Raw genomic sequence first — 25,744 nt, 5'->3', positions numbered from 1 at the left:
GCGGGGCCGACCGGTTGCTCAGGAGCGCGCGTCGTCGCCCGCCTCCGCCGCCGGGCCGGTGGGGAAGCGGATCGGGCTGAGCAGGTAGGGCCTGCGCCCGGGCGCCGGTTCGTTCGCCAGGTAGGGGCCGAGGACCGCGAGCAGGTCGCCCGTCATCCGCCCGAGTTCCTCCGGGCTCAGCCACAGCGTGCCCTGCCGGTAGGAGACCCCGTCGGCCACCGGGTCGGCGCCCTCGCGGTCGAGGTAGGCGTTGAACTCGGCGATGAGGACGGCCATCGCGGCGGCGAAGCCCCGGCGGTGGTCGTCGGGCGTCATCGCCGCGGCGTCGGCGGTGCCGACGGAGGGGCGGTCCCGGCGCAGCCGGTAGGACCGCTCGACGGTGCCGCGCACCCGCCGCTCGTCGGCCACCTCCAGGAAGCCCGCCTCGGCGAGTACGCCGACGTGCCGGTACATGGTCACCTTCGGCACCTCGGGCATGCGCTCGCACAGCTGGGAGGTGGTGAGGACCCGGTCGCCGGCGAACGCGTGCACGACGCGTAGCCGCACGGGGTGGAGAAGCACGTCCGTAGTGTCCATGGGCTTTACGATTCCATACTTGGCACTATTATCGAAACTGGAAATGATGGCGATCCATCGGTGATCGACGGCGATCGGAGGGGGACATGCGCCAGCAGAGGGGACGGGCGGTGCCGGTGAACGGCCGGTCCGTCTACGTGGAGGAGTCCGGCACCGGACCGGACCACGTGGTGTTCGAAGCGGGCGGGGGAATGGGCCGTACCTGCTGGGATCCGGTGCGGCCGCTGCTGCTGGACCGGGCGCGCCTCGTGGCGTACGACCGCGCCGGTTTCGGCCGCAGCGGCCGGACGGAGGCCGGGCTGAGCATCGACGACATGGCCGCGGACCTGGTCGCGCTGGTCGAGGCGGTCGTGCCCGGCCGCTTCGTGCTGGTCGCGCACAGCATGGGCGGCCTGGTCGCGCGCCGCGCCGCGGAGGCGCTGGGGCCGCGGCTGCGCGGGCTGCTGCTGCTCGACCCGACGGCGGAGACCGCGCCCGTCTACGACACGTTCGACCGGACCGTCACCCAGGTGGACCGCAGCCTGGCCATGCTGCAGACGCTCGTCCGGTTCCGCTGGTTCGCCCGTCTGACCAGCGGGAACGTCCGCCGGGTGTTCCCTGCGGACACCTACGAGACCATGCTGGCTGAGGACTTCGTCCCGGCGGGCATCGCGCAGACGAGGAAGGAGATCAAGGCCGTGGCCGAGGCGATCCCGCGCTTCCGTGCCGCGCCGCCCGCCCCGCCCACGTGCCCGACCGTCCTGCGATCGGCTTCCCGGCCGCAGCCGGGCCGGGCGCGGCACCACGCCGGACTCGTCGAGCACCAGCGCCGCTGGGTCGAGGCGCTGCCCGACGGTCGGTTCGAGCGCGCGGACTCGGGCCACTTCATCCAGGCCGAGCAGCCGGGCGTCGTCGCCGACCGCGTGCGCGAGTTGCTCGACGCGTCCCACCCCGACACCGGGACCGGCGAGGAGGCCCGGTGACGCACGAGCCCCGCGAAGCCACCCCGGCCCTGCGCGTCTCCGACGCCGACCGCGAGCGCGCCGCCGCCGTCCTGCGGGAGGCGACGGCCGACGGCCGGCTCGCCACCGGGGAGCTGGACGAGCGCCTGGACCTCGTCTACGGGGCGCGGACGACGGGTGAACTGGCCGACGCCGTCCGGGACCTCGGGTCGCCGGGCGGCAGGCCGACGGCGGCCGAGGACGTCGGCGTGCTGAGCGACTTCGCCCGTCGCGGTCCCTGGCTGGTGGGCGCCCGGTACCGCGCCACGGCGGTCGTCGCGACGGGCGTGGTCGACCTCCGGGAGGCCCGGTTCACCGGCCCGGAGACGACGATCCGCGTGCACGCGTGGATCGGCACGGTCCACGTCGTCGTCCCCGAGGGCGTCGAGGTGTGCGTCGAGGGCACCGGAGTCCTGGGCGGTTTCCACCAGGACCGCGGGACGGCGCACCGCCCGGCCGCCCACCGGATCACCGTCACCGGCATGGCCGTGTGCGGCAGCGTGTTCGTCGTGCGCGAGCTTCCGGCAGCCAAGGAGCGCCGCCTCCGGAAGCGCGAACGGAAGGGCCTCGGCGGGTAGTCACGCCTCCGGGGCGGCGGCCAGGCGGCGGAGCAGGGTCAGCGTGTCCTCGCGGGGCACCGGCCGGAAGAACTCCGCGTCGACGGCCTCGACGGCGGCGATCGCGCGCGGGGCCAGCTCGGCGCCGCTGTCGGTGATGCGCAGGCGCTTGGCGCGGGTGTCGGCGGGGTCGACCTCGCGCTCGATCAGGCCCTTGGTTTCGAGGGCGCGCAGCACCTGGGAGGTCATCTTGACGTCGGTGCCGGCCTGGCGGGCGAGGGCGAGCTGGTTGGGGTGCTCGCCCTGGGAGTTGAGCCACCAGGTGCAGGCGAGCAGGACGAACTGGACGTGGGTGAGGCCGAGCGGGCCGAGCGCGGCGGCGATGTCGCGCTGCCAGCGCAGCGTGGCGTGCCAGAGCAGGAACCCGGGGCTGTCGCCGGGGCCGGGCGCCATCAGCCGCGCGCCAGGGCGACGAGGGCGGCCATGGTCGCGGGCCAGTCCGCGGTGACGGCCGGGCCGAGCTGCGGGCCCGTCAGGTCGACGGTGTCGCCGGTGATCTCCATCCGGTAGGTGACCCGGGTGCGCAGCCGCTCGCCGCGTTCCAGCCGGTGGGTGGTGCGCAGCACGAGGCCGTCGATCCTGGCCTCGTCGACGAAGAGTTCGCCGGCGGTGGCCTCGGCGATGCGCAGGTGGACGGGGTCCTGCCCGCAGGGGGTCATGAGGATGCCGGTGCCGGCCTCGAACGGGCCGTCGATCCGGACGCTCACGATGTCGGCGTTCCACGCCGCCCAGTGGTCGACGTCGGCCCACAGGCGCCAGACGGCCTCGGGGGTGGCGTCGGTCTCGACGCTGTGCTCGTACGTCCACATGGGGCGCCTCCGGGAGGGGAAGAGGTGATCCGTCCGTAGATTATCTGCGCGCAGGCTATGAGTCCAGGCCGCCCCTCCGCGCCGTGACCCCCCGCTGCGGCTCCGGCGCGCCCGTCAGCAGCGCCTCCGCCGCCTTCCGGAAGGCGGCGACCAGGCGGCCGCGCTCGCCGGCCCGCACCGCCAGCACGACGTGGCTCGGCTCGACGCCCTCCATCGGGACGACGACCAGGTCCGGGCGCGGCGCGGACCGCCCGGGGCCGATCGGGACGAGGGCCACCGCCCGGCCGTCGGCGACGAGTTCGAACTTGTCCTCGTTCGCCGCGACGAGCGGCCCGTCGGGCGCCCGGCGGCCGTCCGGGCGGGGGTCGATCCGCCAGAAGGCGTCCCAGGCCGGGTCGGAGACCCGGGGGAGCGGCTCGTCGGCGATGTCGTCGAGGGTGACGGACGCCCGGCCGGCCAGGCGGTGCCAGGCCGGCACCACGAGGGCCCGGGGCTCGTCGTGCAGGACGGTCACGTGCAGCCCGTCCGTCCTGAGCGGCAGGCGGGTGACGACCGCGTCGGCCCGGTGCTCCAGGAGGGCCTGGCGGGCGTCGTTCCAGGCCAGGTGCCGGGTGTGCACGTCGGCGTCCGGGTGGCGCCGGCGCAGCTCGCGCACGGCCGGCGTGACGATGAGGTTGGCCGTGTAGCCGACGGTGATCCGGCTCGGCTCGGCGGCGGCCCGGGTGTGGGCGGCGGCCTGCGCGGCCGAGCGCAGCAGCGCCCTGGCGCGGGGCAGGAACACCTCGCCCGCCTCGGTCAGCCGGCTGCCCTGCGGGGTGCGGTCGAGCAGCTGCGCGCCGAGCTGCTGCTCCAGGCGGCGGATCTGCCGGCTGAGCGAGGGCTGGGCGACGCGCAGCTCGGCGGCGGCGCGGCCGAAGTTGCGGTGGTCGGCGACCACGGTGAAGTAGCGCACGAGGCGGAGGTCGAGGTCCGGCGGGGATGGGTCGGCCATGTCCCCAGCGTAAGCCCCGTTCCTTGAGGGTCACCTTCGAACAGCACTCCGACCAGTGGTGATGCCTGATCCGTATTGCGCGATCCGGAACAGGACTTGGACGGCGGCCGCCCCGCCCGCCGACGCTGGAGGCACCGAGCCGTACCCACGAGGAGTGAACGCATCATGCGCGTGTTCGTCACCGGAGCCACCGGCTTCATCGGCAGTGCCGTCGTCCGCGAACTGCAGGCCGCCGACCACGAGGTCGTCGGGCTCGCCCGCTCCGACCGGTCCGCGGCGGCGCTGGAGGCGGCCGGGGCCGGAGTGCACCGCGGAGCGCTCGACGACCCCGGGAGCCTGAGCGCCGGCGCGGCGGCGGCCGACGGGGTCGTCCACCTGGCCTTCATCCACGACTTCAGCCGCTTCGAGGAGTCGGTCCGCGTCGACGGGCGCGCCATCGCCGTGCTGGGCGCCGCGCTGGAGGGCACCGGAAAGCCCTTCGTCGTCAGCTCCGGAACGCCCGCGGCACCCGGCCGCGCCGCGACCGAGCGCGACCGCGCCACCCCCGGCACCCCGGCGGCCGGCCGGGACGCGAACGCCCGCGCGGCGCTGGACCTCGCGACCCGGGGCGTCCGCCCGTCCGTCGTCCGGCTGCCGCGCAGCGTGCACGGCGAGGGCGACCAGGCCTTCGTCCCGACCCTGATCCGGCTCGCCCGCGAGAAGGGCGTCTCCGGGTACGTCGGGGACGGCTCCACCCGCTGGCCCGCCGTCCACGTCCGGGACGCCGCCCGCCTCTACCGCCTCGCCCTGGAGGAGGCCCCGGCCGGATCGGTCCTGCACGCGATCGGCGACGAGGGCGTGCCGATCCGCGAGATCGCCACGCTGATCGGCCGCCGGCTGGGCCTGCCCACCGGCCCGCTCCCGCCCGAGGAGTTCGGCTTCCTGGGCGCCCTCCTCGGCGTCGACCAGTCGGCGTCCGCCGCCCTGACCCGCGACCTGCTCGGCTGGCGCCCGGTGGAGCCCGGCCTCGTCGAGGACCTCGACCAGGGGCACTACTTCGCCTGATCCGCCGTCAATCGACGTGGCGGGGCGGGAACCAAAACTCGGTGTACGAAGTCGAGTCTGGTGTGAATTCGAACGAAACGCAGAACGATCCGCCCCGGCCCCGCCCCGGCCGCAGGAGGCTGCTGGTGAGCGCCGCGGGAGGCGCCGGCGCCCTCGCGGTCGCGGCGAGCGTCGGCTGGTGGGCCCGTCGGGACGACGCCCGCGGCCCGCGGATCTGGAGCACGACGGCCGCCGGCGGCCGGGTCGCCCTGAACACCGGCGCGCAGAACGGCCTGTACGTCTCCGGCTACGACGGCAGGGTGAGCGCCCTCGACCCGCACACCGGCACCGTCCGCTGGAGCAGCGAGGTCACCACCCCCGGCCACGCCGACACACTGGACGGCTGCCCGATGGCCGTCGCGGACGGACTGGTGTGCGCCACCAGCCTGACCCGCCTCCAGGTCCTCGACGCGGCGACCGGCGCCGTGCGCTGGCAGGCGGAGGAACCCGACAGCATGACGGCCGAGTGGGGCGACGGTCCGGCCGTCGCCGGCGGCCGGGTGTTCGCGGCGTACGGGGGCGCCCTGCGCTCCTACGACGCGGCCACCGGCGAACTGCGCTGGAGCGGCCCGGCGGACACCTCGGGCGTTCCGGCCGTCGCAGGGGACACCGTGTACACCGCCGGGAAATCGGCGGGCGTGCGCGCCCACGACGCGAACAGCGGCGAGCAGCGCTGGGAGCAGAACGCCGTCGGCCGGCAGTTCACCGGTCCCGTCGTCCGCTCCGGCGTCCTGTACACCGCGGACTTCGACCAGGCGACGAAGTCCTCGACCGTCTACGCCCTGGACGCCGCCACGGGCCGGGTCCGCTGGCAGCAGGCCGAACAGGACGTCCCGGGCTGCCCGCTCGCGGTGACCGACGGCACGGTCCTCCTGCTCGGCGGGCCGCGACTGACCGCCCTGGACGCGGACACCGGCCGGACCCGCTGGACCGCCGCCGTCCCCAGCGGCCTCGGCCTCGGCGGCAACGCCGTCACGGCCACCGCCGACACCGTCTACGTCGGGACGAACGACGACCGCGTCTACGCCCACGACCTCGCGACGGGCCACCTCCGCTGGCAGGACGAACCGAAGCGCACCGGCAACGAGCGCACCGGCATCTACCTGGCCGCCACCGGCACCGCCGTCTACCAGGGCGGCCGCCGGGGCGTCCACGCGCTCGGCGCGGTGCCGTCGGCCTGACGTCCCGCCACACGACGCAGCACGGCGGCCCGGCACGCTCCCCTGTGGCGTGCCGGGCCGCCGGCCCGTCCTGCTGCGCCGGGTGGATTGGGTCCGGCGCCGGAGTGGACGGCGGTGGGGCGCCGCTCCTCCTCGGGGAACGAGGCTGCCAGGTCGCGGACCTGCCGTGTTGTCACCGAGTCGACAGTTCCTGCGCACTGCGTCTACTCGCCCGCGCCCCCTGAGGACGCGGTGCGCCGGTGCTCGCTCGGGGAGATCCCGTACGCGGCCCGGAACGCCCGGCTGAAGTCGGAGGCGCGGGGGAGGCCCCGGCGGACGGCGACGGCCTGGACGGGCAGGGCGCGCAGCGCGGGATCGGCCAGGTCCTGGCGGGCCTTCTCCAGCCGTTGGCGGCGGATCCACGCGGCGACCGTCTCACCCTCCGACTGCTGCGTGAAGACACGGTGCAGGTAGCTGACGGAGATGTGGTGCGCGGCGGCGATCACGGGCGGCGAGAGCTCGGGATCGTGCAGGTTCCGGCCGATGAACGTCCGGACGTTCTCCACCAGGGCCCGCTGCCGGGCGTCGTCCGGCAGCACGGCCTCCGCGTCCAGCTCCCGGGCCAGCCAGGCGGCGACGAGGTCGATCACGACCGTTCCCAGCCGCGGCGCCTCGGCCGGGCCGAGGAGGGCGGCCTGGCGGTCCAGCCCGACCAGGAAGTCGGAGAGCAGCGCACTCGTACCCTGGCGCCCCGAGAACCCCCGGCCCATCAGGTCGCGCACCCGGTCCGGGGGCAGGGGCAGCATCGCCATGGGGAAGTCGATGCCCAGGGCATCGGTCCGGGGTGCCTGCGGTCCGGCGGCCCCGGTGGCGCGGCCGGCGAACGCCCGCACGTCGTACGGGTGCGAGCTGTCGAGCACGGTCAGCTCGCCGGGCCGGAACACCGTCGTCCCGGCCCGGGGGTCGCGGGTCAGCGACAGGGCCCCGTCGAGCACCAGCGTCAGGTGGCACACCTCCCGGTCGGACTGCCGCACCCGCCGTGCGGACCGCCGGAACCTGGCCGGCGGGAAGGACGACTTGAGGAGCGTCACCGGCCCCAGCTCCAGGTGCCGCATCTCCGCCTCGAAGTGGTCGGCGTGCGCACTGGTCATCTCACTGTCCCGGGTCCGCCCGATCAGCTCCCGCCAGCAGTCGAAACGGTCCTCCGCAGGCAGTTCGTCGCCCCGGAACACGGTCCCCGCACTCCCGGTCAATCCCGGCTCCTTCCCTCGGCTCCTGTCCCCGTCGGCTCTCGATTTTCCTCTTCCGATCATGAACTGGTAACTTCTTATCCGTCGACGGGACCAGATCGCGGAAGCGAGCGGGGCCAGGTCGGTCAGGCGTCGGTGGTGCAGTGGTAGCACGCCCGCTTTCAGCGGGAAGGGTTCGTTCGATTCGGGCCCGGCGCTCCAACTCGTGGGGGCGGGAGCCGGTTTCGGCTCCCGCCCCCACGGCGTTCTCCGCGGGTCAGTTGCCGCGGCCGTCGCGGGGAGCGGGCACGCGCGGCAGGACGTCCCAGAGCGGCAGGCCGCCGGCGGCCCAGCGGGCCAGCGTGGGGCGGTCGACCAGGAGGATCCCCTGCTCGGCGCCCCAGTGGCGGGAATCCCGGGAGAAGCGGCCGTTGGTGACGACGACGGCGACGTGGGCGCCGTGCACGCGCTGGTAGGTGCCGGCGAGGGCGTACAGCACGCCGACGCCGACGGGTTTGCCGCCGACGGGGTCCTGTTTGTGCTTGCACTGCACGGCCCAGCGCCGGCCCATCGGATCCTCGGCCAGCACGTCCACGCTCTGGTCCCCGGCCCGCCCGACCTTGCTCGCGCGGCAGCCGTCCCGCTGCAGCAGATCGCGCACCGCGTACTCGAACGCGTCCGGCTTCATGTGGTCGATCCCGCCCGGCCCGCTCAGCGCCAGCCGCAACCGGGCCGCGTGCAGCTGCTGTTGCCGGGCCGCGAGCGCACGCCTGCGCACGACGGCCGCCCCGGCCGTGCCCGCCACGACGGCGGCGACCACGAGCACCCACCAGTTCGCCGCCAGCCACCGCACCACGGTCACCACCAGCCCGAACGCGAAGAGCCCGGCCACCCCGTAGACGATCCAGGTGCCATCACCACGCCGCACGGGCCTGCGCCGGCGCCGCCGCACGGGCGGCCTGCGGCTAGCCAAGCTGCGCTCCGGGGTTGTTCGTCCTCGTCAAACCGGTGTCCTCTCCTGGGGGATGGCCTCGTCGGCCGGGAGTCTCAATGGGTCGCGTCGACGGCGACGCCGACGAGCTGGAGGATCGCCCGCCCCCAGGCCGTGGCCGCGATCAGGACCCCGAACACGACGGCGGTGAAGGCGGTGACCGCCTCGTCCACCCGGCTGCGCGCCTCCGTCCGGCGCCGGAGCCGGACGACGATGAGGATCGCGAGGAATACCGTCGCACTGATCGTGTACCGCAATGCCCGCCCCCGGCCGCGTGTTGACCCTGTGTGAGCCGCCGGTCACCCGGAGCCCGATGTCGTCCGGGCGAGCATGCCAGAGCGGCCGCCCGCCCGCAGCCGCTTCGGGTAAAAACGGGCGGGGGCGAACGGCCGCTCGGGAGGCCTGCGCTCAGGAGGCCTGAGCTCAGCAGGTCTGCGGTCAGGCGGACTTGGCCGTGGCGCGGACGCCGAAGTGGACGTAGCGGGTGCCGTCGGCGAGGGCGTAGAAGACGACGGGGATCCACGCGTCCTTGTCGTTGCGGCGGCCCGCGAAGACCGTCTTGGCGGGAGAGTCGGACACGGGCGTGAGGTGCCAGACGAGGGGGTCGAAGGTGTCGGCGAGGCCTCCCCGGCCTTCGTAGCGCAGGTCCAGCACGCCCTCGCCCTCGCCGTCGCCCTCGCGGGCGGTGATGGTCATCAGGAAGCCCTCGCGCAAGTAGTGGCCCGTGAACGGCTCGGTGTCGACGGTCGGAGGGTTGTCGGCCGGGCCGAACGCGGGCATGGCGACCCCGGCGAACTCCGCGCTCAGCTCGCGGCACAGGGCCTCGTGGACCTTCGGTGCGGCGCCCCCGCCGTTGGTGAGCAGGGCGATGGCGAGGCCCTTCTCGGGGATGGCCCGCAGGTAGGCGAGCTGGCCGAAGGTGCTGCCGTCGTGGCCGAAGCCGCGGGCGCCGTCCCACTCGAACAGGCCCCAGCCGAGGCCCCAGTGGGCGCCGAGGAACCACTGGTCGGGCATCTCGACCTCACGCGTGAGCATCGCCTCCACGGCCGCGGCGGAGAGCACCCGGGTGCCGTCCGGCGCGGTGCCGCCGTCGACGAACATCCGGGCGAAGCGGACCACGTCGGCCGCGGTGGCGCTGATGCCGCCGTACGGTCCGGCGGAGCGCGGCAGCATGTTCCACAGCGGGGTGGGCACCGGGTCCTCGCCGGGCTCGCCCATGTGCCCCATCGCGGCGCGGAAGCGCAGCACCTCCTCGGGCAGCGTCATGGTGTGTTCGAGCCCGAGCGGCTCGCAGATGAGCTGCTTGAGCGCCTCGTCCCAGGTCAGGCCGGTGATCACCTCGACGATCCGGCCGAGGACGTTGTAGCCGGTGCTGGAGTACGACATGGTGGCGCCGGGCGGGTTGGTGAGCCCGACGTCGCGCGTGCCGTCGACGTAGCGGGCCAGGCAGTCGTCGCCGCGGCCCGTGTCGTCGACGTGGTCGCCCTCGATCCCGCTGGTGTGGTTGAGGAGCTGGCGCGGCGTGACGGTGCGGGCCGCTTCGGCGTCGGCGAGGGCGAAGTCCGGCAGGACCTCCGCGACCGGCCGGTCCAGGTCGAGCTTGCCGGCGTCGGCGAGGCTCAGGACGAGGGCGGCGGTGTAGCCCTTGCTGACCGAACCGATCTGGAACACCGAGTCCGTGCTGGTCTCCACCCCCGTGCCGGTGTGCAGGATCCCGCCGGCCACCTCGTGGATCTCACCGCCGGTGAGGACGGCCAGCACGGCGCCCGGAATGCGGTGGACGGCGAGCAACTCGTCGAGCCGGCGCTGCCAGTGGTCGGTGTCGAACGCCCCGCCCGTCCCGGTCCTGCCCAGCGCCCGGTCGACGACCCGCGCGGCCTCCTGGTGCGTGCGGTCCACGAGCTTGGTGACCTCGCGGTCGACGTTCTCCGAGAACTCCCTGTACATGTCCTTCGACACGTTTCCCCTCCCAGATGAAGGGTGGTGCGTGGTCGCCCCACCCATTCGAACACCGTTGGAAACGGTCGCGGCGTGGGCCCGGTTCCCGTCCGCCGGGAAATTTCCAACACCGTTCGAAACTGGCTCGGCGCCTATCGGCCGCTGACGGCTACGCGAGCGCCGCGAAGCCCGTGCACAGGAGCCGGATGCTCCGGGTGTACTTCTCGTCCTGGCTGATGCGCGGGATCAGCGGGCCCATGACCAGGGGGAACCGCTCGCACAGGTCGGCGTAGAGCTCGGCGGTGACGGGCGGGGGCGTCGCCGGCTGGTTCTGTTCCTGGAGGACGAAGCCGGTGGCGTGGCTGAGGAGGGTGTCGGCGGCGGTGGCGCAGTGGTCGGCGGGGAGGCCGGCGTCGAGGAGGGTGCGCAGCAGGCGTTCCATCAGGGAGAGGGCGCCGGGGCTGAGCATGCCGGGGCTCTCGGCGAGCAGTTGGGCGCCGCCGGGGTGCTGTTTGATGCTCCGGCGCAGCGTGGTGGCCTGGGCCTCGACGCGGTGCTGCCAGGTGGCGTCGGCGGGGAGGGCGGCCAGGGCCTCGGTGCCGGCGTCGTAGGCCGCTCGGCAGACCCGGTCGGCCATCAGGGCGAGCAGTTCGTCCTTGCCGCGCACGTGGTAGTAGAGGCTGCCGGCGTGGGCGTCGAGGCGGTCGGCGACCTGGCGCATGGACAGGTTCTGGTAGCCGACCTCGGCGAACACGGCCATGCCGGCGTCGACGATGCGCTCCTTGGTGAGCTTCATGCGCTCCACGGTACCGCGTTTTCCAACACTGTTCGAAAACTGTGCTAACTTTGCGCCATCACGTTTTCGAACGGCGTTGGAAAACGTCGAACCGGGGGGAGGGCGGGCATGGGGGCGATCCTGTTCAACGTGACCACGGCCGCGCTGATGGTCATGATGGTCAACTGCGGGCTCGGGGTGGTCGGCCGGGACACCCTGCGGGGGCGGCCGCTGCCGTGGGCGGCGATCGTCCTGACCGCGCTCGCCGTCGGTGGCGTCGTGCTCCAGCTGGTCTGGTCGGGCGCCATGGAGGCGCTCGACGCGGACCCCGCCAAGTCGGGCTGGTGGCGCGAGTTCACCTCGGTGTTCATGCAGAACGGCGGCCTGTTCGGCGGCCTGTGGAACCTCGTCACCCTCGCCGCCGTCGCCGCGCTCGCCCACTGGTACTGGGGCGGCACGCTCACCCTCGGCTTCTTCCTCGCCGGGATCCTGCTGCCCGGCCGGATCGACGACCTGCTCGGCTTCGGCGACGGCCCCAGCACCGACCCCCGCAACTTCGCCGGCAGCTCCGGCGCCACCTACTTCCTCGGCGCCACCCTGGCCCTCGCCTTCCTCACCCGCACCCGCGTGCCGAAGGAGATCGCCCTGGCGGCCGGCGTCCCGGCGCTGGGCATGGCGATGTGGCTCGCCCAGGAGAACGGCCACGGACTGGTGTCCGTCTACGGGTTCGCCCTCGGCGCGCTGGCGTGGGCCGTCCGGAGCCGGCTGGTCCGCCCGGCGGCCGAGCGGACGGCCTGACCCCGGACGAGCGGTACGAAGCGGCAGCGGGTGCACGGCGCCCGCTGCCGTCTTGCGGCGTTCAGCGGCACAGGGTGCGCAGGGCGGTGACGCACTCCGCGGCCCGGCGCTGCGGGTCGGCGTCGGTGCCGGCCCAGGCGATCCGGGCGTCCGGACGGATGAGGACGGCGCTCACGTCCCGCCAGATCGGGTGCGCCGCCTCGGTGTCGACGGTGGCGGCCCGCTGCTCCAGGCCGTCCGCGGGGCATGGTGTCCGCGTCCCGTCGAGGTCCAGCAGGAGCGGTCGGCCGTGGTGCATCAGCGGGTGGGCGGTGGGTGCGTCGGCCGCTGCCAGGGCGAGGCCGGCCAGCCGGGTGCCGGTCAGCGGGTGCGCGCCGGGCACGGTGCCGGCGGGGATCGGGTCGTCGAAGCCGGCGATCCGGCGGGCCCACTGGTGGTTGGTCCGGGGTTCGGCGAGCGCGGCGGACCAGACCTCGCGCAGCGCGATCTGTTCCGGGCTCGCCGCCGCGAACAGGGCGAGCTGCGCGCGGGTGTTGTCGATGACGGCGCGGGCGGCCGGCCGGCGCTCCGTGTCGTAGCTGTCGAGCAGTCCGTCGGGTGCCCGGCCCTGGAGGGTGGCGGCCAGCTTCCAGCCCAGGTTGGTGGCGTCCTGGATGCCGAGGTTCATGCCCTGCCCGCCGGCCGGGAAGAACATGTGCGCCGCGTCCCCGGCCACCAGCACCCGTCCGGCCCGGTACCGCGCGGCCTGGCGGGTGGCGTTGCCGTAGCGAGAGAGCCACCGCGGGTTGCGGATGCCGAGGTCCCGCCCCAGCAGGGCGCGGGTCTGCTCGCGCACCTCCTCCAGGGTCAGCGGTTCGCCGGCGCCGAGGTGCATGGTGGCCGTGGACAGTCCTGCCAGCCGGTGGACGCCGTCGCCGATCGGGGCCGCCAGGAACGAACCGGCCGGCCCGGTGGCGCCGAGCGGCGCGGCGGGCGGGTCGTCGAGTTCGACGTCGGCGAGCCACCCGGTCATGGTGGTGTCCTGACCGGGGAATTCGATGCCGGCCGCCCGGCGCACCGCGCTGCGGGTGCCGTCGCAGCCCACCACCCAGCGGGCCCGCACGGTCCGGTGGGTGCCGTCGGCCCGGATCACCGCCTCGACGGCGTCCGGCCCCTGGGTGAGCGAGACGACCTCCTGTCCGCGCAGCACCCGGGCGCCCACGGCGACCGCGTGCTCCTCCAGGAGCCGCTCGGTGACGGACTGACCGAGCGCCAGCATGAAGGGGTGCACCGCCCCGACCGTGGAGAACTCCAACCGGGTGGTCGCCGCGCCGAAGTGGCCGGTCGGCACCGGTGCGCCGCGTTCGATGAACCGCTGCGCGAGGCCGCGGGTGGCGAAGGTGTCCAGCGTGCCGGCCTGCATGCCGACCGCGCGCGACCGTCCGTCCGGTGCCGCCCGGCGTTCCACGACGACCACCTCCACCCCGTGCAGGCGCAACTCCGCGGCGAGCCAGAGCCCGACCGGGCCGGCCCCGGCGATGAGCACGTCGAGCATGACAAGTACTTCCTCTCACAATCGGCACGATGTTTCGGGACGGTGTGCCATGACGGCCGCGCGCCGATCCGCGGCCGATCCGCGGCGGTGAGGACGGCGGCGGGGACGGCGGCGGCGTCGTGGCGTCGGGCGGGCGCTGCGGCTCAGCGGGCGCTGCCGAGGTTCCGGTCGGCGTCGGCGCCTTCGAGCATGAGGGTGGTCTCCTCGATGCGGCGGAAGCGGCCGTCGGGGGCGAACTCGGCGAAGAGGTAGACCTCGATGCGGACGGTGGAACCGTCGGTCTTGGTGATGGTCATGCGGTCGGCGTAGCGGTCGCCGGAGATGAGCTCGTCGTGGACGTCGACCGAGCCGCCGGCCACGACCGTGCGCAGGTGGGCGATGTGGGCGAGGAACTCGGTGCGGTCCGCCCACTCTCCGTCGGTGCGCTGGCGGTAGTCGGGGGCGAAGTGCCGGTCGGCGGCCTCGTCGAGGTCGAGTCCCGGGGTGAGGAGCAGGTCGGTGAGGGCGGAGCGTGCGTCGGTGCGGGTGCTGGCGGTGGTCATGACGGTCCCCTCGGGGTGCGCGATTCGCTGGAAAAGTGCGTGCGCTGAGCACGCATATGCACCGTACTACAGACTGCGTGCGCCACGCACGTAAATCTGGGCGGGTGGAGAAGCCTGACGGAACGCGATGCGATGTGACGGAGCGCGACGACGTGATGTCGTCGGTGCCGGTGCCTCTACCGGTCTGTCGGCGCGTCGAGATAGCGGGCGACCGGACCGAGCGTGAGCAGTCCGCTGCCCGCCCCGGCGAGTTCCCCGGCGGCGGGTCGGAGGTGTGAGCGTGCGCGGGAGAGGGCCGGCTGGTCGTCCAACTCCTGCGCGAGGAAGGCTTCCAGGCAGCACAGCGCCTCGTAGAGGAGGTCGGCCGGCGGCTCGGGGAGGGCGCGGAGGGCGGCGCGGGCACGGCCCCGGTGGCCGGTGGCGAGGTGGGCGAAGGGCTCGACCCACGGGCGGTACGGGCCCCAGTCCTCGGCGAGGTCGACGGGCGGGACGGCGCCGCCTTCGGTGAGACGCAGGCAGAGGAGGGCGAGGGGGAGGAGGCCCTGTTGGAGGCCGGGCATGCCCGCGCCGTCGAGGCGTTCGGCGGCGGCGCGGTAGGCGGATTCGGCCTCCCGGGTGTGGCCGTGGGCGGCGAGTCGCAGGGCGGCGTACCACTCGGTGAACACGCCGACGAGCGGGAGCTCATGGCGCTCGGCGAGCCGGTCGGCCGCGGCGGCATGGGCGTCGGCGGCGGTGAAGTCGGCCGACGCGCAGGCGGATTGGAGGCGGACGAGGTGGCCGAGCACCTCGAAGGTCACCAGCCCGTGGCGGGCGGCCAGGCCCACCAGCTCGGCGCCGATCGCGTCGCGCTCGGGTGCCTGCCCGGCCCGGCGGCAGGACTGCATGAAGCGGCCGTTGAGCGCGAACGCGAGGAGCGTCGGATCGCCGAGGCGCCGGGCGAGGTCCTCGGCCTCGCGGGCCGCCTCCGGCCCGCGCTCCTCGCGCGTGCCGCGCATCTCCAGGGCGATCGTGGCGAGCAGGCGGCAGCGCGCCGCCTCGGCGCCGGCGGGCAGGGCGGCCAGGGCGCGTTCGGCCGCGGCGACCACCCGGGCGGCCAGTGGCGGTTCGTCACTGCGGGTCCAGACGGCCGGCACGTCGTAGGCGCCGATCACGCGGGCCGTCAGCTCCGGATCGCCGAACTCCTCGGCCGCCGCGATCGCCTCCACGCGGTGCCGTGCCGCCGTCCGCAGCCCCTCCCCGCCGGTGACGGCCAGGTTGCGCATCAGCCCGACGGTGCCCTCCAGCCGCGCCCGCGCGCTGGCGGCGAGCGTACGGTCGTACGCCTCGGCGGCGCGCGCCCAGACCTGGGCGGCGGCTTCGGCGGGGGTGGCGGTGCCGGGCGTGCTGGTCGTGCCGGCTCTGTCGCGCTCGCCACCCCCGTCCAGCTCCGGCGCCTGCGCCAGGATGTCCGCCTCCAGCCGCCGCAGTCCCGCCCCCGGGTCCAGCCCGAGGCGCCCGGCCAGCACCGACCGCGCCTTCCGTAGCACCTCCAGTGCCTCCCCCTGGCTGCCCGCCCGGTACTGGGCGAGCGCGAGGAGCCGCCAGGCCTCCTCGCGCCACGGGTGGTCGGTGAGGTGCGCCCGCAGGTCGGGGACGGCCCGCGCCGCCCGCCCGAGCGCGAGCAGCGCCCCGGCCCGCCGCTCGACGGCCTGGAGCCGCAGCTCGGCGAGCCGGGCCCGGTCGGCGCGGGCCCACTCGGCCCCGCCCGCCTGCGCCCCGCCTGCCCGCGCCCCGCCCGCCTCCGCGTACGCGGGGCCGCGCCACAGCGCCAGCGCCTGCTCCAGCTGCGCCACGGCCTCGGCCGGCGGCAGCGCCGGGGCCCTCTCCACGGTCGCCTCGAAGCGCCACGCGTCGACGGCGTCGGGCGCGGCCCGCAGCGCGTACCCGGGGCCGTCGGTCACCAGGAGGCGGGCGGGCGCGCGCGGGGGCCGGCCGGGTTCGAGGGCGCGGCGCAGCACGCCGACGAAGGTCTGGACGGTGCCGACGGCGCCCGCGGGCGGTTCGTCCCACAGGTCGTCGACGAGCCGGGCGACGGGCACGACGCGCCGCCGGGCGACGATGAGCCGGGCGAGGACGGCCCGGTGGCGGGGGCCCTTGAGGTCGAGCGGCGCACCGTCGGCGTCCTGCGCCGTCAGCGGCCCGAGGACGCCGAACCGTACCCGCGTCACGTCTTCCATTCCGGGGTCCACGGTACCCGCCCGGGTGCGTGCTGATCGTCCGCTGATTCGGGCGCGGGAGGCTCGTCCCGTACCCAGTCACCGCACGAGAGGACGAGTTCTCATGACGCAGACCATTCCCGGCTTCGAGCACCACCGCGTCGAGGTCGCCGAGGACGTCCGCCTGTTCGCGGCCGTCGGCGGTTCCGGCACGCCCGTCGTGCTGCTGCACGGCTTCCCGCAGACCCACCTCATGTGGCGGCACGTGGCCGCGGACCTGGCCGCCGGCCACACCGTGATCTGCCCCGACCTGCGCGGCTACGGCGCCAGCGACAAGCCCGCCGAGACACCGGACGGCAGCACCTACGCCAAGCGCACGATGGCCGCGGACGTGGTGGCCCTCGCCCGGGCCCTCGGGCACGAGCGGTTCGCACTCGTCGGCCACGACCGCGGCGCGCTCGTCGCCTTCCGCGCCGCCCTCGACCACCCGGACCGCGTCACCCACCTCGCCTCGCTGGACGTCCTGCCGCTGCTCGACACGTGGGACGTCATGCGCGGCACCTCCGCCGCCGTGGGCTTCCACCTCTACCTGATGGCCCAGCAGCCGGGCCTGCCGGAGCGGATGATCGCCGCGTCGGCCGATGCGTTCTTCGGGCACTTCCTCGACGTGTGGTCGCGCGATCCCGCCGCCATTCCCGACGAGGTCCGGGCCGCGTACCTGGCGGCCTGCCGGGAGGCCGTCCCGTCGATCGTGGCGGACTACCGCGCCTCGGCCGGGATCGACGTCGCCCACGACACCGCCGACCGGGCGGCGGGCAGCCGGCTGCGCATGCCCGTGAGCGTCCTGCAGCAGGACTGGGGCGCGGCGCTCGGTTTCGACGCCGCCGCCCTGTGGGGCGCGTGGGCCCCCGATCTCGTCCACACCACGGTCGACTGCGGCCACTTCATGGCCGAGGAGGACCCGGCCCGGGTCACCGCCGCCGTACGGGCCCTCCTGCGGCGCTGAGCGCGGGACGTGGTGAGGCCGTCAGCGCCGGGCGCGGGCGGCCTCGCGGGCGCGCAGGGTGGCGATCGTGGTGTGGCACCAGTCGCGGTTGCCCCGTTCGAAGGCGAGGCCGCGCAGGCAGGTGAGGTAGGGGCCGATGCGCTCGCCGTCGCGCAGGAAGTCGTCCTCCGGGAGGTCGCCGCGCATGGTGCGCAGCATGCGTTCGAACAGGTCGACCTTGGCCTGGGCGAAGGCCGCACGCTCCGCCAGCCGGGCGATGAGGGTCGCGGGGTCGACGTGGTCGACGGTGCGGACCTTGACCATGAGGTCGTCGCGGACGAAGGAGGGCTTGGCGGAGGCGGCGGCGAAGTCGTCGAGTTCGGCGAGGCCCGTGTCGGTGACGCGGAAGACCCGCTTGTTGGGCCGGTTGTCCTGGACGATCTCGCGGCCGCTGATCAGGCCGTCCTTCTCCAGGCGGGTCAGCTCGGCGTAGAGCTGCTGGGGCTGGGCGTACCAGAAGTTCGCCACGCCGAGGTCGAAGGTCTTGGCCAGTTCGTAGCCGCTGGCCTCGCCGTCGAGCAGCGCGGCCAGGACGGCGTGCCGTAGTGCCATCGGTCGGATTCCCTTCGGATCGCCCCTGTTGCCGGACCCGCCGCCCATGGTACTCATGAAAGTGACTACTCACATTCATGAGTACTGCCAGTCCTCGGGAGAGTGCACCGTGACCGCCACCGCCGACCGCTTCCGCGCCGCCGTCGAGAACCGCGACGCCGCCGCTCTGGACGACCTGTTCACCGACGACATCCGCTTCTACAGCCCGGTCAAGTTCGTTCCCTTCGAGGGGAAGCCGATGGTGCTGGGCCTGTTCGGGGTCCTGCTGCGCACCCTCGAGGACTTCCGCTACGTCGGCGACCACACCGGCACCGCGGAGACCAGCGCCGACGGCACCGAGGCGGACACGTCCGTCCTGCTGTTCCGGGCCACGGTCGGCGGCAAGCAGATCCACGGCATCGACCTGATGCACTTCGCCGAGGACGGCCGGATCAAGGAGTTCACGGTGATGGTCCGTCCGCTGTCGGCCGCCCAGGCGCTCGGGCAGGCGGTCTTCGCGGGCCTCGTCGCCGACGGCCTCGTCCCGGCGCCCGCGCAGTGACGGCAGCCGCGCAGTAACGGCAACCATGCAGCGACGGCAGCGGTGCAGTCACGGCGCCCGCGCAGTGACGGCGCCCGCGTTGCCCGCTGTCAGAGCGGCTCGCCGAGCGGCCCGTGCTCGGCCTCCAGGTTCGCGGCCCAGTGCGCCGCCCAGTCCGGCTGCGTGCCGTCGGCGTCGGTGAACCCGTACTCCCGGTACAGGCCCCACGTCGCCAGCGCCCGGCCGGACTTGGCCATGACGTCCGGGTCCGCGGCCAGGGCCGCCACCGCCCGGCCGAGGTACGCCGGGGTCTCGGAGCGGGCGAAGTGCGGGTCCGCCGCCACGCCGTCGCGCCAGGTCGCCTCGGTGACGCCGAAGTGGTCCAGCACGGCCTCCGAGCGCAGGAACCCGGGGGTGAGGGCCACGGCCGCGACGCCGTGCGGCTTGAGCTCGGCGGCCTGGGCGACGGCGAGCCGGATCACCGCGGACTTGGCGAGGTCGTAGAAGAACGAGCCCCGGTAGCGGGCGGTGTTGCCGTCGGTGACCTCGACGACGAGGCCGCGCTTGCGCGCGACCATCAGCGGGAGCGCGAACCGGCTGGTGATCACGTGGGTCTCCACGGCCTGGCGCAGCAGCCGCAGGCCCGTCTCCACGTCCTGCTCCCAGAGCGGGTGTTCCCAGTCGACGAGCGGATCGCCGCCCCAGACGGAGTTGACCAGGACGTCGAGCCGACCGTCCTGCTCGGCGGCGATCCGCTCGACCAGGGCCGCGACCTCGTCCGGGCGGCTGTGGTCGGTGCGGACGGGGACGCCCAGGCCGCCCGCCGCGGTGACGCGTTCGGCGGTCTCCTCGATGGTCTCCGGGCGGTCCAGGTCCGAGCGGGTGCCGGTCGTGCTGCGGCCGGTGACGTACACCGTCGCCCCGGCGGCGCCGAGCTCGACGGCGATGCCCCGGCCCCCGCCCCGGGTGCCGCCGGCGACCAGGGCCACGCGTCCGGCCAGTGGCCGGCTGTCGATCGTCATGATTCCTCCGTGACTCGGGTGCGGCGGGCTGTCGTGTGCGGGAGCAGGAGGGCGTCGATTTCCTGCCGCAGCCGCTCGGGGAGCGTCCCCTCGCGGTCGAGTGCCCAGTTCAGGCCCGTGCCGGCGGCGATCGCCTGCACCGATCCGGCGAGGGCGGACACGTCCGTCCCGGGGGTGAGTTCGCCGGCTCCGGCCGCCTCCGCCAGCAGGGCCTCGATGGCCCGGCGCTGCGCCAGGTGCACGGCGAGGGCGTGCTCGTGGAGCTCCGGGTCGGTCAGGTCCAGGCACAGGAACGCCAGGTGGTTGGCGAAGGTCTCGGGCGCGGCCATCGGCGCCATCGACTCCACCAGCAGGGCGGTCAGCGCGGCGAGCGCCGAGTCGTGCCGCTCCCGCACCCGCGCGGGCAGTTCGGCGACGTCGTTCGCCGACTGCCGCGCGAGCGCCACCAGGAGCCCCCGTTTGGAGCCGAACCGCTGGACGAGGGTGCCGGGCACCAGGCCCACCTCCCTTGCCACGGCGGCCAGCGTCAGCCCCGGCGGCCCCACCCGCCCCATCACCTCGGCGGCGGCCCGCAGGATCACGGCGTCGTCGACTCCCCGGGGGCGGCCGGCCATCGCGCACTCCTCCTCTTTAATAAATGCTCGTTCATTTATTAAAGCGCGCCGACGGGTGGGGAGCAACCGCTGCCTGCGGGGCCGTCGCGCGGCCGACCGTCCCCGTCACGCCGGGACGGGCGCCATCCGGGCGACGATGCTGCGCAGGAGCGCGTTGAAGGCGCCCGGGCGTTCCTGGTGCGGCATGTGGGCGGCGTCCTCGATGACGTGGAGCTCGCCGTGCGGGGCGAGGTCGGCGAGCGTCCGCGACACCTCGACCGGGATCTCGGTGTCGAGGCGCCCGTGGACGAACGCGGCGGGCACGGCGAGGCCGCGGAGGGCCGGGCGCGGGTCGTAGGTCAGGGCCTCGGTGAAGAGGGCGTCGATGAAGACGCCCGAGTCGAGGAGCTGGCGCACCGTCCAGTCGGCGACGGCCGGACCGCTCGCCGGGCCGAACCAGTTGGGGACCCAGGCGGCGACGGTGCCGGCGCGGTCCTCGGCGAGGCCGGCCAGCAGGGCGTTGAGCTGCGGGGCCATGCCCTGGCCGGGCCAGTGGGCGGGGCCGTCCACCGAGACGACGCCCCCGATGAGCCCGGGAGCGGCCAGCGCGGCCTCCAAGGCGAAGGTGGCACCGATCGAACTGCCCACCAGCACGGGCCGGTCGAGGGCGAGGCGGTCGACGAGGGCGAGCACGTCGGCGACGTTCCCGGCGACGTGGTTGCCCTCGGCCGGGTGGTCCGAGCGGCCACAGCCCCGCCAGTCGACGGTCACCGTGCGGTGGTCCGCGGCCAGGCCGGCGACCTGGGCGCCCCAGACGCGGCCGCTGGAGCCCCAGCCGTGCAGGAACAGCAGCGGGCGGCCGGTGCCGTGGTCCTCGTAGTGCAGTTCGATCCCGTTGATCCGCGCGAACGGCATGACGTGCTCCTCAAGTCCGGTCCACCGCCGGTGCGGTGGCGCAGGACCATCACACCAACCGGGCCGGCCGCGACCAAGGAGCGTTCCGCGCCTACACTCATCGGTGATCGTGATGAATCGCGGTGATGATTCGCCGTGATGATCGTCGGGGTGGTCGTCGAGGTGGGGGCTCTCGGGTGGAACTGCGTCAGATCCGGTACTTCCTCGCGGTCGCCGAAGAGCTGCACTTCGGCCGCGCCGCCGAGCGCATGCACATCGTGCAGTCCGCGGTGAGCCAGCAGATCCGGCGCCTGGAGCGGGAGTTGGGCGTCGACCTGTTCGACCGCACGACGCGGAGCGTGACCCTGACCCCGGCCGGCAGCGTCCTCGTCGACCGGGCCAGGGCCGTCGTCGCCGCCGAACAGGCCGCGCTGGACGCGATCGCGGCGCACCGGGCCGAGAACGCGGGCGGGGCCGCCGCGCTGCGCATCGGCACCAACGTCGGCCTCGGTGCCCGGCTCGAACGGCTGCTGGCGGCGCTGGAGCACCGGGCGCCGGACCTCGCCGTCGAACTCGTCAGCGCCGCACCGGCGGACCGCCTCCAGCGCGTGCGCGACGGCGGGCTCGACGCGGCGTTCGTCCGCGGGGCGACCCGCAGCCCCGGGCTGGAGCTGGTGCCGGTCTGGCGGGAACGGTTCGTCGTGGCGCTGCCGGCCGGGCACGCGCTCGCCGCGCGCGAGACCGTCCGCCTCGCCGACCTGGCCGGGATGCCGCTGCGGATCGCCCCGCGCGAGGCCAACCCGCACCTCGTCGACCTGGTCCTCGACGCGTGCCGCGCCGCCGGGTTCGAGCCGGTGCTCGGCCCGGCGTTCACCACCGACCAGGACACCCTGGCCGCGATCGGCGCGGGCGGCGGCCACTGGACGGTCTTCTACGCGACCCAGGCCGAGGTGCTCCCGACGATCCGCACCGTCTTCCGCCCCCTCACCGGCCCGGACGCCCCGGCCATGCCGACCTACCTCGCCGTCCGGCCCGACGCGCCGGCCCGCACGGTCACACCGCTCCTCGACGCGTGCCGCGACGTAGCGGGGTAGCGGGGGAGCGGAGTTCCCCTTGGCACGAGCGCGGCGAAACGGGGTAGTCGCGGGCGCACCCGGCGCGGTACGGACCCCGGGTAGCGATCGCCCGGCTGCGCACGGGCCTCCGGCGGCTCCGGTCAAGAGCCCGGAGCGTGCCTCCCGGGGTGCTTCGTCGCCTGGAGAACGCCGAGTGCGTTTTCTAGGATTCGGTGCCGATTCCAAGGGTCCCCACCCGGCATCCGCCCTGAAATCCAAGGCTGCGACCACCCCATGGCACACCCCCTCACCCTCTTGCGGACGGCGGCCGGCCTCTCCCACCAGCGACGTCTGCCGGCTCGGCCAGCCGCACTGGCTGGACCGGGCCACGGGCGACGCCGGTTTGCTCGACCAGCCCTTCACCGACGAGGGCACCGCCCACGTGCTGCGCGGTGCCGTCCACCTGCCCGACGCGCCAGGCCCGGCCGGACTCGTCCTGCTGCGCGACAGCGCCCCGCCCCGAACGGACCCGCCGTGACCGAACCCGAGCGCCCCCTCCTCGCCCTCCCCGACCTCGTCGCCCACGTCGGCGCCATACTGGCCGTCCCCGCGCTGGCCGTCCGCCTCGCCGCCCGGGACGCCCAGCGCCCCGAACTCGTGCCGGTGGCCTGGACGATCGGGGCCGCCGGCCTGCTCACGATCGCCGTGGGCGTCGCCCTCTCCCTCCTGCGCTCCACCCGCCCGAGCCCGGCGGTGTGGGGGCTGCTGGTCTTCTGGGTGCTGGTCACCGGCGTCATCCTGCTGGAGGCGTGCGGCTGATCGACGGATTCACCGTCAGAGCCGAGGACCCGGCCGGCCCGGTCCCGGCCGGGACCGCTCATCCCCGGCCGGGACCGCTCAGCCCCCGGCCGGCTCGACCGTCAACTCCGAGCCGGCCAGCAGCACTTCGCCGGGGTTCAGCCACAGTGACCAGTGGTCGAACTCCCCGTCCTCGGGGTCGCTGCGGTACATCGGGAACGTCTCCAGCCGCAGTCCGCCGAAGTCGAACCGGGTCGCCAGCGCGGGCGGCCGGATCACGACCTCCGTGAGCGCCCGGCCCTCCAGCCCGGCCAGCGCTTCGCCGAGCCCGGGGTCCTCGGAGCCGACGACGACCCGGTCGTCCGTCTCCAGCCGCCACGCGGCCATCTGGATCCACAGGTGGTACTCCCCGTAGACACGGCCGAACCGGTCGGGCGGCTGCGGCCGGCCGAACTCCAGGGTGACGAAGCTGCCCATGCCCCGCCGTACGTCCCACGCGGGCCGCCCGAGCAGCGGGCCGATCCGCCGGTGGGCCTCGGCGACGCCGACGACCGCCTTCACGCCGTCATCTCCCAGCGCGCCCCCGGGCCGACGACGAGCCGGCCGCCGGACGGCGTCCGGAAGGTCCAGTCCGGGGCCGCCGAGGGCGTGTGGTGGCACAGCGGGAAGACCGTCAACTCCAGCTCCCCGAAGCGGAAGAGCGTGTCCCACCCGGGTGCCAGGACGCGCACGCCGGTGATCGCGCGGCCGGTCAGCACGGCGAGGTCCTCGGCCAGCCGCCGCTCACGGTCCCCCGAGGCGGCCACGACGCCGTCCGGCCGGTCCAGCCGCCAGGCCGGTGCGTGGACCGCCAGCCACCGGCGCCGGACCTGCCTCCTCCCGTCGTCCAGCAGCCGCGTCAGCCGGACCTGCAGCCCGAACCGGCCGCCCCCGTCGAGCGGCACCCGCACCTGCTCCACCACGCCGCCGACGAGGCGCGCGGCCGCGGCCCGCAGCCCTTCGATGTCCGTCGTCCCCTTCATCGCGCCCGAGTATGGGGACGGATGGCGCCGTCGTGCAACGGAAATCGGTCCTTTCCGCCGCGATGGGGCCGTTGGCCTCTTGTGGTGGGAGTGGCGGGCGCGCAGCGTAGGGGGTGCTGTTGGGCGGGGTCCACCGAGTGGCAGGAGGATGGCGGAGATGAGCACGGACATCGCGGTGGTGGCCTTCGGAGGGGTGTCGCGCGAGGTGCTGGCCGAGGGCCGGGCCCGGGTCGCGGCGGCGGTGCAGGGGGCCAACGCGCTCGTCGAGGCGCTGAAGGTCAGGCTGTCGGCCACCGGCGCGGGCGTTCTGGCGCAGGTGAACGCCGAGGTGGACGGCCGCCGGGTGCGGGTGCAGACGGCGGCGCCCGGTTTCGCGGAGGCGGTGGACGGGATCGGCGAGCGGCTGCGGCGGCGGATCGCAGCGGTCGGCGGGGCGTGGAAGCCGCGGGCGTGGACGCCGGGAGGGTCCGAGGAGGTGTCCGCCCCGGACGGCGCCCGGCGGATCGCCCGGGTCAAGTCCCCTTCGTTGGTGTGGTGTTCGCCGGACGCCGCGGTGCGCACCCTCGACGCGATGGACTACGACATCCACCTGTTCACCGACCCGGCCACCGAGACCGACGCCGTCGTCTACCGCACCGGCCCGACCGGCTACCGCCTCGCCCGTACGACGGCCGCCGCCCCGCCGCACCGCTGCGCCGTGCCGCTGACGCTCCACCCGCGCGGCGCCCGCCGCCTCACCGACGACGAGGCCGTCGCGAGTGCGGAGGCCGCCGAACTGCCGTTCCTCTTCTACGCCGACCCGGTCACCGGCCGCGGCCGCGTCCTCTACCGCCGCTTCGACGGCCACTTCGGCGTCATCGCGGGCGGCCGGCCGTGAGCAGACCCCGGCACGACCGCGCGGTGGGGAACGACGGCTCCGACGAAGGACTGCCCGAGGGCTGGACGATCGAGCGCATCCGCACCGCCTCGGGGGACTCCGAAGCCGAACTGCTCTCCCTCGCCCGGCTCGTCGTCGTCGAGGTGCACGGCCGCGCCGACCACGAGACCCTCCGGCCGAGCATCATCATCTCCTTCCACGGCCTCTGCCTCGTGAAGGCCGGCGACGACTGGTACATGGGGGACCTGGACTCCGACGGCTCGATCTCTTGCTGGTCCTCCTACGGCCCCGACCTGGGGGAGGCCATCCGCGGCCTGTGATCCTCCTCTGCGAGAATCGGCGCATGGCTGATCACGACGAAGACCGCGGCTACCTCCTCGACAACCGGCGGGCGGAGGCCGGCGTCCGCTTCGACGCCCTCGCCGAGATCTTCAACCCGGTGACGTTCCGGCACGTCGACCGGATCGGCCTCGGCCCGGGCATGCGGGTCTGGGAGGTCGGCGCCGGCGGCCCGTCCGTCCCGCTCGGGCTGGCGGAGCGCGTCGGCCCGACCGGGACGGTGGTCGCCACCGACATCGACGCCTCGTGGACGAGCGGCATCGCCGACGGCACGATCGAGGTGCTCACCCACGACGTCGTCGCCGACCCGCCGCCGCCCGGCGAGTTCGACCTCGTGCACGCCCGGCTCGTCCTCGTCCACGTCCCCGACCGCGCCGAGGCGCTGCGCCGCATGGTCGGGGCGCTGCGCCCCGGCGGCCGGCTCCTCCTGGAGGACGCCGACCCCGCGCTCATGCCGCTGATCTGCCCCGACGAGTCCGGCCCCGAGCAGCGGCTCGCCAACCGGCTGCGCAACGGCTTCCGCGAGCTGATGGCCTCGCGCGGCGCCGACCTCGCCTACGGGCGCACCCTGCCGCGCGTGCTGCGCGAGGCCGGGCTCGCCGACGTGCAGGCCGACGCGTACTTCCCGATCACCTCGCCCGCGTGCGCGGTGCTGGAGGCCTCGACGGTGCGGCACGTCCGGGGCCTCCTGGTCGAGAAGGGCCTCGCGACGGACGAGGAGATCGACCGGCACCTCGCGGCCGTCGAGAGCGGGAAGCTCGACCTGGCCACCGCCCCGCTGATCTCGGCCTGGGGCCGCCGCGTCTGAC

General features: G+C 74.8%; 31 protein-coding genes and 1 tRNA gene. 14 read left to right on the top strand and 18 right to left on the bottom strand.

Annotation, left to right across the window (positions count from 1 at the left end):
* Positions 1-18: 18 nt before the first annotated feature.
* Positions 19-576: a helix-turn-helix domain-containing protein gene (locus ACFXDE_RS03375; RefSeq protein ID WP_380490403.1), complete on the bottom strand. Its 558-nt coding sequence runs from the start codon at positions 574-576 to the stop codon at positions 19-21.
* Positions 577-662: 86 nt separating this feature from the next.
* On the opposite strand from ACFXDE_RS03375, the gene ACFXDE_RS03370 reads away from it, so the two are divergent.
* Together ACFXDE_RS03370 and ACFXDE_RS03365 are read left to right on the top strand one after the other, a co-directional pair.
* On the top strand, positions 663-1,538 hold the full coding sequence (locus ACFXDE_RS03370; protein ID WP_380490401.1) for an alpha/beta fold hydrolase: 876 nt from the start codon (positions 663-665) through the stop codon (positions 1,536-1,538).
* Positions 1,535-2,134, top strand: a complete 600-nt coding sequence (locus ACFXDE_RS03365; RefSeq protein ID WP_380490400.1) for a DUF1707 domain-containing protein — start codon at positions 1,535-1,537, stop codon at positions 2,132-2,134. Before ACFXDE_RS03370 ends, ACFXDE_RS03365 begins: the two co-directional genes overlap by 4 nt.
* Here the strand turns inward: ACFXDE_RS03365 and ACFXDE_RS03360 are convergent, their stop codons facing one another.
* The 3 genes from ACFXDE_RS03360 to ACFXDE_RS03350 are packed head-to-tail and all read right to left on the bottom strand — an operon-like array spanning position 2,135 to position 3,973.
* Positions 2,135-2,566, bottom strand: a complete 432-nt coding sequence (locus ACFXDE_RS03360) for a MarR family winged helix-turn-helix transcriptional regulator (protein WP_380446050.1) — start codon at positions 2,564-2,566, stop codon at positions 2,135-2,137. It lies immediately after the preceding gene.
* Positions 2,566-2,982, bottom strand: coding sequence for an SRPBCC family protein (locus ACFXDE_RS03355; RefSeq protein WP_380490397.1), 417 nt, complete (start codon positions 2,980-2,982; stop codon positions 2,566-2,568). The genes ACFXDE_RS03360 and ACFXDE_RS03355 overlap by 1 nt, the downstream gene beginning before the upstream one ends.
* Positions 2,983-3,037: 55 nt before the next feature.
* The gene (locus ACFXDE_RS03350) at positions 3,038-3,973 is read right to left on the bottom strand and encodes a LysR family transcriptional regulator (protein WP_380490396.1); all 936 of its coding nucleotides are present in this window, start codon (positions 3,971-3,973) and stop codon (positions 3,038-3,040) included.
* 165 nt (positions 3,974-4,138) lie between these two features.
* Here ACFXDE_RS03350 and ACFXDE_RS03345 point away from each other — a divergent pair, with 165 nt between their 5' ends.
* Together ACFXDE_RS03345 and ACFXDE_RS03340 are read left to right on the top strand one after the other, a co-directional pair.
* Positions 4,139-5,017, top strand: coding sequence for an SDR family oxidoreductase (locus ACFXDE_RS03345; RefSeq protein ID WP_380490394.1), 879 nt, complete (start codon positions 4,139-4,141; stop codon positions 5,015-5,017).
* Positions 5,018-5,142: 125 nt separating this feature from the next.
* Complete coding sequence (locus ACFXDE_RS03340; RefSeq protein ID WP_380490392.1) at positions 5,143-6,237, top strand: PQQ-binding-like beta-propeller repeat protein; 1,095 nt, start codon at positions 5,143-5,145, stop codon at positions 6,235-6,237.
* 203 nt (positions 6,238-6,440) lie between these two features.
* Here ACFXDE_RS03340 and ACFXDE_RS03335 read toward each other — a convergent pair whose 3' ends face one another.
* The gene (locus tag ACFXDE_RS03335) at positions 6,441-7,469 is read right to left on the bottom strand and encodes an AraC family transcriptional regulator (RefSeq protein ID WP_380490390.1); all 1,029 of its coding nucleotides are present in this window, start codon (positions 7,467-7,469) and stop codon (positions 6,441-6,443) included.
* 126 nt (positions 7,470-7,595) lie between these two features.
* Here ACFXDE_RS03335 and ACFXDE_RS03330 point away from each other — a divergent pair.
* Positions 7,596-7,667 (top strand) — tRNA-Glu (locus ACFXDE_RS03330).
* Between the two features lie 55 nt (positions 7,668-7,722).
* Here the strand turns inward: ACFXDE_RS03330 and ACFXDE_RS03325 are convergent.
* The 4 genes from ACFXDE_RS03325 to ACFXDE_RS03310 all read right to left on the bottom strand — a co-directional run bounded on the left by ACFXDE_RS03325 (position 7,723) and on the right by ACFXDE_RS03310 (position 11,170).
* Positions 7,723-8,373 carry a restriction endonuclease gene (locus tag ACFXDE_RS03325; RefSeq protein ID WP_380490388.1) on the bottom strand — a complete coding sequence of 217 codons (651 nt, stop codon included), beginning with the start codon at positions 8,371-8,373 and terminating at the stop codon, positions 7,723-7,725.
* A gap of 119 nt (positions 8,374-8,492) precedes the next feature.
* Positions 8,493-8,693 carry a hypothetical protein gene (locus ACFXDE_RS03320; RefSeq protein WP_380490386.1) on the bottom strand — a complete coding sequence of 67 codons (201 nt, stop codon included), beginning with the start codon at positions 8,691-8,693 and terminating at the stop codon, positions 8,493-8,495.
* A 181-nt stretch (positions 8,694-8,874) separates the two neighbouring features.
* Positions 8,875-10,395, bottom strand: coding sequence for a serine hydrolase domain-containing protein (locus ACFXDE_RS03315; protein WP_380490384.1), 1,521 nt, complete (start codon positions 10,393-10,395; stop codon positions 8,875-8,877).
* Positions 10,396-10,543: 148 nt separating this feature from the next.
* A complete protein-coding gene (locus tag ACFXDE_RS03310; RefSeq protein WP_380490382.1) occupies positions 10,544-11,170 on the bottom strand; it encodes a TetR/AcrR family transcriptional regulator in 627 nt (208 codons plus the stop codon).
* 108 nt (positions 11,171-11,278) lie between these two features.
* On the opposite strand from ACFXDE_RS03310, the gene ACFXDE_RS03305 reads away from it, so the two are divergent.
* Positions 11,279-11,947 (top strand): hypothetical protein, encoded by a 669-nt coding sequence (locus tag ACFXDE_RS03305; RefSeq protein ID WP_380490380.1) that lies wholly within the window; start codon positions 11,279-11,281, stop codon positions 11,945-11,947.
* Between the two features lie 61 nt (positions 11,948-12,008).
* Here ACFXDE_RS03305 and ACFXDE_RS03300 read toward each other — a convergent pair whose 3' ends face one another.
* The 3 genes from ACFXDE_RS03300 to ACFXDE_RS03290 form a co-directional block, all read right to left on the bottom strand.
* Positions 12,009-13,481, bottom strand: coding sequence for an FAD-dependent monooxygenase (locus ACFXDE_RS03300; RefSeq protein ID WP_380490378.1), 1,473 nt, complete (start codon positions 13,479-13,481; stop codon positions 12,009-12,011).
* A 143-nt stretch (positions 13,482-13,624) separates the two neighbouring features.
* A complete protein-coding gene (locus ACFXDE_RS03295; protein WP_380490376.1) occupies positions 13,625-14,023 on the bottom strand; it encodes a nuclear transport factor 2 family protein in 399 nt (132 codons plus the stop codon).
* Positions 14,024-14,199: 176 nt separating this feature from the next.
* Complete coding sequence (locus ACFXDE_RS03290) at positions 14,200-16,239, bottom strand: BTAD domain-containing putative transcriptional regulator (RefSeq protein ID WP_380490374.1); 2,040 nt, start codon at positions 16,237-16,239, stop codon at positions 14,200-14,202.
* 103 nt (positions 16,240-16,342) lie between these two features.
* Between ACFXDE_RS03290 and ACFXDE_RS03285 the strand changes: the two genes are divergently transcribed.
* Positions 16,343-17,224, top strand: coding sequence for an alpha/beta fold hydrolase (locus tag ACFXDE_RS03285; RefSeq protein WP_380490372.1), 882 nt, complete (start codon positions 16,343-16,345; stop codon positions 17,222-17,224).
* Positions 17,225-17,245: 21 nt separating this feature from the next.
* Here the strand turns inward: ACFXDE_RS03285 and ACFXDE_RS03280 are convergent, their stop codons facing one another.
* On the bottom strand, positions 17,246-17,815 hold the full coding sequence (locus ACFXDE_RS03280; RefSeq protein WP_380490370.1) for a PadR family transcriptional regulator: 570 nt from the start codon (positions 17,813-17,815) through the stop codon (positions 17,246-17,248).
* Positions 17,816-17,924: 109 nt separating this feature from the next.
* On the opposite strand from ACFXDE_RS03280, the gene ACFXDE_RS03275 reads away from it, so the two are divergent.
* Positions 17,925-18,356: a nuclear transport factor 2 family protein gene (locus ACFXDE_RS03275; RefSeq protein ID WP_380490368.1), complete on the top strand. Its 432-nt coding sequence runs from the start codon at positions 17,925-17,927 to the stop codon at positions 18,354-18,356.
* 89 nt (positions 18,357-18,445) lie between these two features.
* Here ACFXDE_RS03275 and ACFXDE_RS03270 read toward each other — a convergent pair whose 3' ends face one another.
* The 3 genes from ACFXDE_RS03270 to ACFXDE_RS03260 all read right to left on the bottom strand — a co-directional run bounded on the left by ACFXDE_RS03270 (position 18,446) and on the right by ACFXDE_RS03260 (position 20,865).
* Complete coding sequence (locus ACFXDE_RS03270; protein WP_380448193.1) at positions 18,446-19,357, bottom strand: SDR family oxidoreductase; 912 nt, start codon at positions 19,355-19,357, stop codon at positions 18,446-18,448.
* A complete protein-coding gene (locus ACFXDE_RS03265; protein WP_380490365.1) occupies positions 19,354-19,971 on the bottom strand; it encodes a helix-turn-helix domain-containing protein in 618 nt (205 codons plus the stop codon). Before ACFXDE_RS03265 ends, ACFXDE_RS03270 begins: the two co-directional genes overlap by 4 nt.
* A 105-nt stretch (positions 19,972-20,076) precedes the next feature.
* Positions 20,077-20,865: an alpha/beta fold hydrolase gene (locus tag ACFXDE_RS03260; protein WP_380490363.1), complete on the bottom strand. Its 789-nt coding sequence runs from the start codon at positions 20,863-20,865 to the stop codon at positions 20,077-20,079.
* A 176-nt stretch (positions 20,866-21,041) separates the two neighbouring features.
* Here ACFXDE_RS03260 and ACFXDE_RS03255 point away from each other — a divergent pair, with 176 nt between their 5' ends.
* The 3 genes from ACFXDE_RS03255 (at position 21,042) to ACFXDE_RS03245 (ending at position 22,718) form a co-directional block, all read left to right on the top strand.
* On the top strand, positions 21,042-21,938 hold the full coding sequence (locus ACFXDE_RS03255) for a LysR substrate-binding domain-containing protein (protein ID WP_380490362.1): 897 nt from the start codon (positions 21,042-21,044) through the stop codon (positions 21,936-21,938).
* 364 nt (positions 21,939-22,302) lie between these two features.
* Positions 22,303-22,437 carry a hypothetical protein gene (locus ACFXDE_RS03250; protein ID WP_380490360.1) on the top strand — a complete coding sequence of 45 codons (135 nt, stop codon included), beginning with the start codon at positions 22,303-22,305 and terminating at the stop codon, positions 22,435-22,437.
* Positions 22,434-22,718: a hypothetical protein gene (locus ACFXDE_RS03245; protein WP_380490358.1), complete on the top strand. Its 285-nt coding sequence runs from the start codon at positions 22,434-22,436 to the stop codon at positions 22,716-22,718. The genes ACFXDE_RS03250 and ACFXDE_RS03245 overlap by 4 nt, the downstream gene beginning before the upstream one ends.
* Before the next feature lie 78 nt (positions 22,719-22,796).
* Here ACFXDE_RS03245 and ACFXDE_RS03240 read toward each other — a convergent pair whose 3' ends face one another.
* Positions 22,797-23,258: a hypothetical protein gene (locus ACFXDE_RS03240; protein ID WP_380490356.1), complete on the bottom strand. Its 462-nt coding sequence runs from the start codon at positions 23,256-23,258 to the stop codon at positions 22,797-22,799.
* Positions 23,255-23,719 (bottom strand): hypothetical protein, encoded by a 465-nt coding sequence (locus ACFXDE_RS03235; RefSeq protein WP_380490354.1) that lies wholly within the window; start codon positions 23,717-23,719, stop codon positions 23,255-23,257. Before ACFXDE_RS03235 ends, ACFXDE_RS03240 begins: the two co-directional genes overlap by 4 nt.
* Before the next feature lie 157 nt (positions 23,720-23,876).
* Between ACFXDE_RS03235 and ACFXDE_RS03230 the strand changes: the two genes are divergently transcribed.
* The 3 genes from ACFXDE_RS03230 to ACFXDE_RS03220 are packed head-to-tail and all read left to right on the top strand — an operon-like array spanning position 23,877 to position 25,743.
* The gene (locus tag ACFXDE_RS03230; RefSeq protein WP_380490352.1) at positions 23,877-24,596 is read left to right on the top strand and encodes a sigma 54 modulation/S30EA ribosomal C-terminal domain-containing protein; all 720 of its coding nucleotides are present in this window, start codon (positions 23,877-23,879) and stop codon (positions 24,594-24,596) included.
* Positions 24,593-24,916: a hypothetical protein gene (locus ACFXDE_RS03225; protein ID WP_380490350.1), complete on the top strand. Its 324-nt coding sequence runs from the start codon at positions 24,593-24,595 to the stop codon at positions 24,914-24,916. Before ACFXDE_RS03230 ends, ACFXDE_RS03225 begins: the two co-directional genes overlap by 4 nt.
* Before the next feature lie 23 nt (positions 24,917-24,939).
* Positions 24,940-25,743 (top strand): class I SAM-dependent methyltransferase, encoded by an 804-nt coding sequence (locus ACFXDE_RS03220; RefSeq protein ID WP_380490348.1) that lies wholly within the window; start codon positions 24,940-24,942, stop codon positions 25,741-25,743.
* Position 25,744 lies beyond the last annotated feature (1 nt).

Origin of the sequence: Kitasatospora sp. NPDC059408 (assembly GCF_042751525.1) — a bacterium.
Lineage (GTDB): Bacteria > Actinomycetota > Actinomycetes > Streptomycetales > Streptomycetaceae > Kitasatospora.
This window is presented reverse-complemented; position numbering and strand designations above follow the sequence as displayed.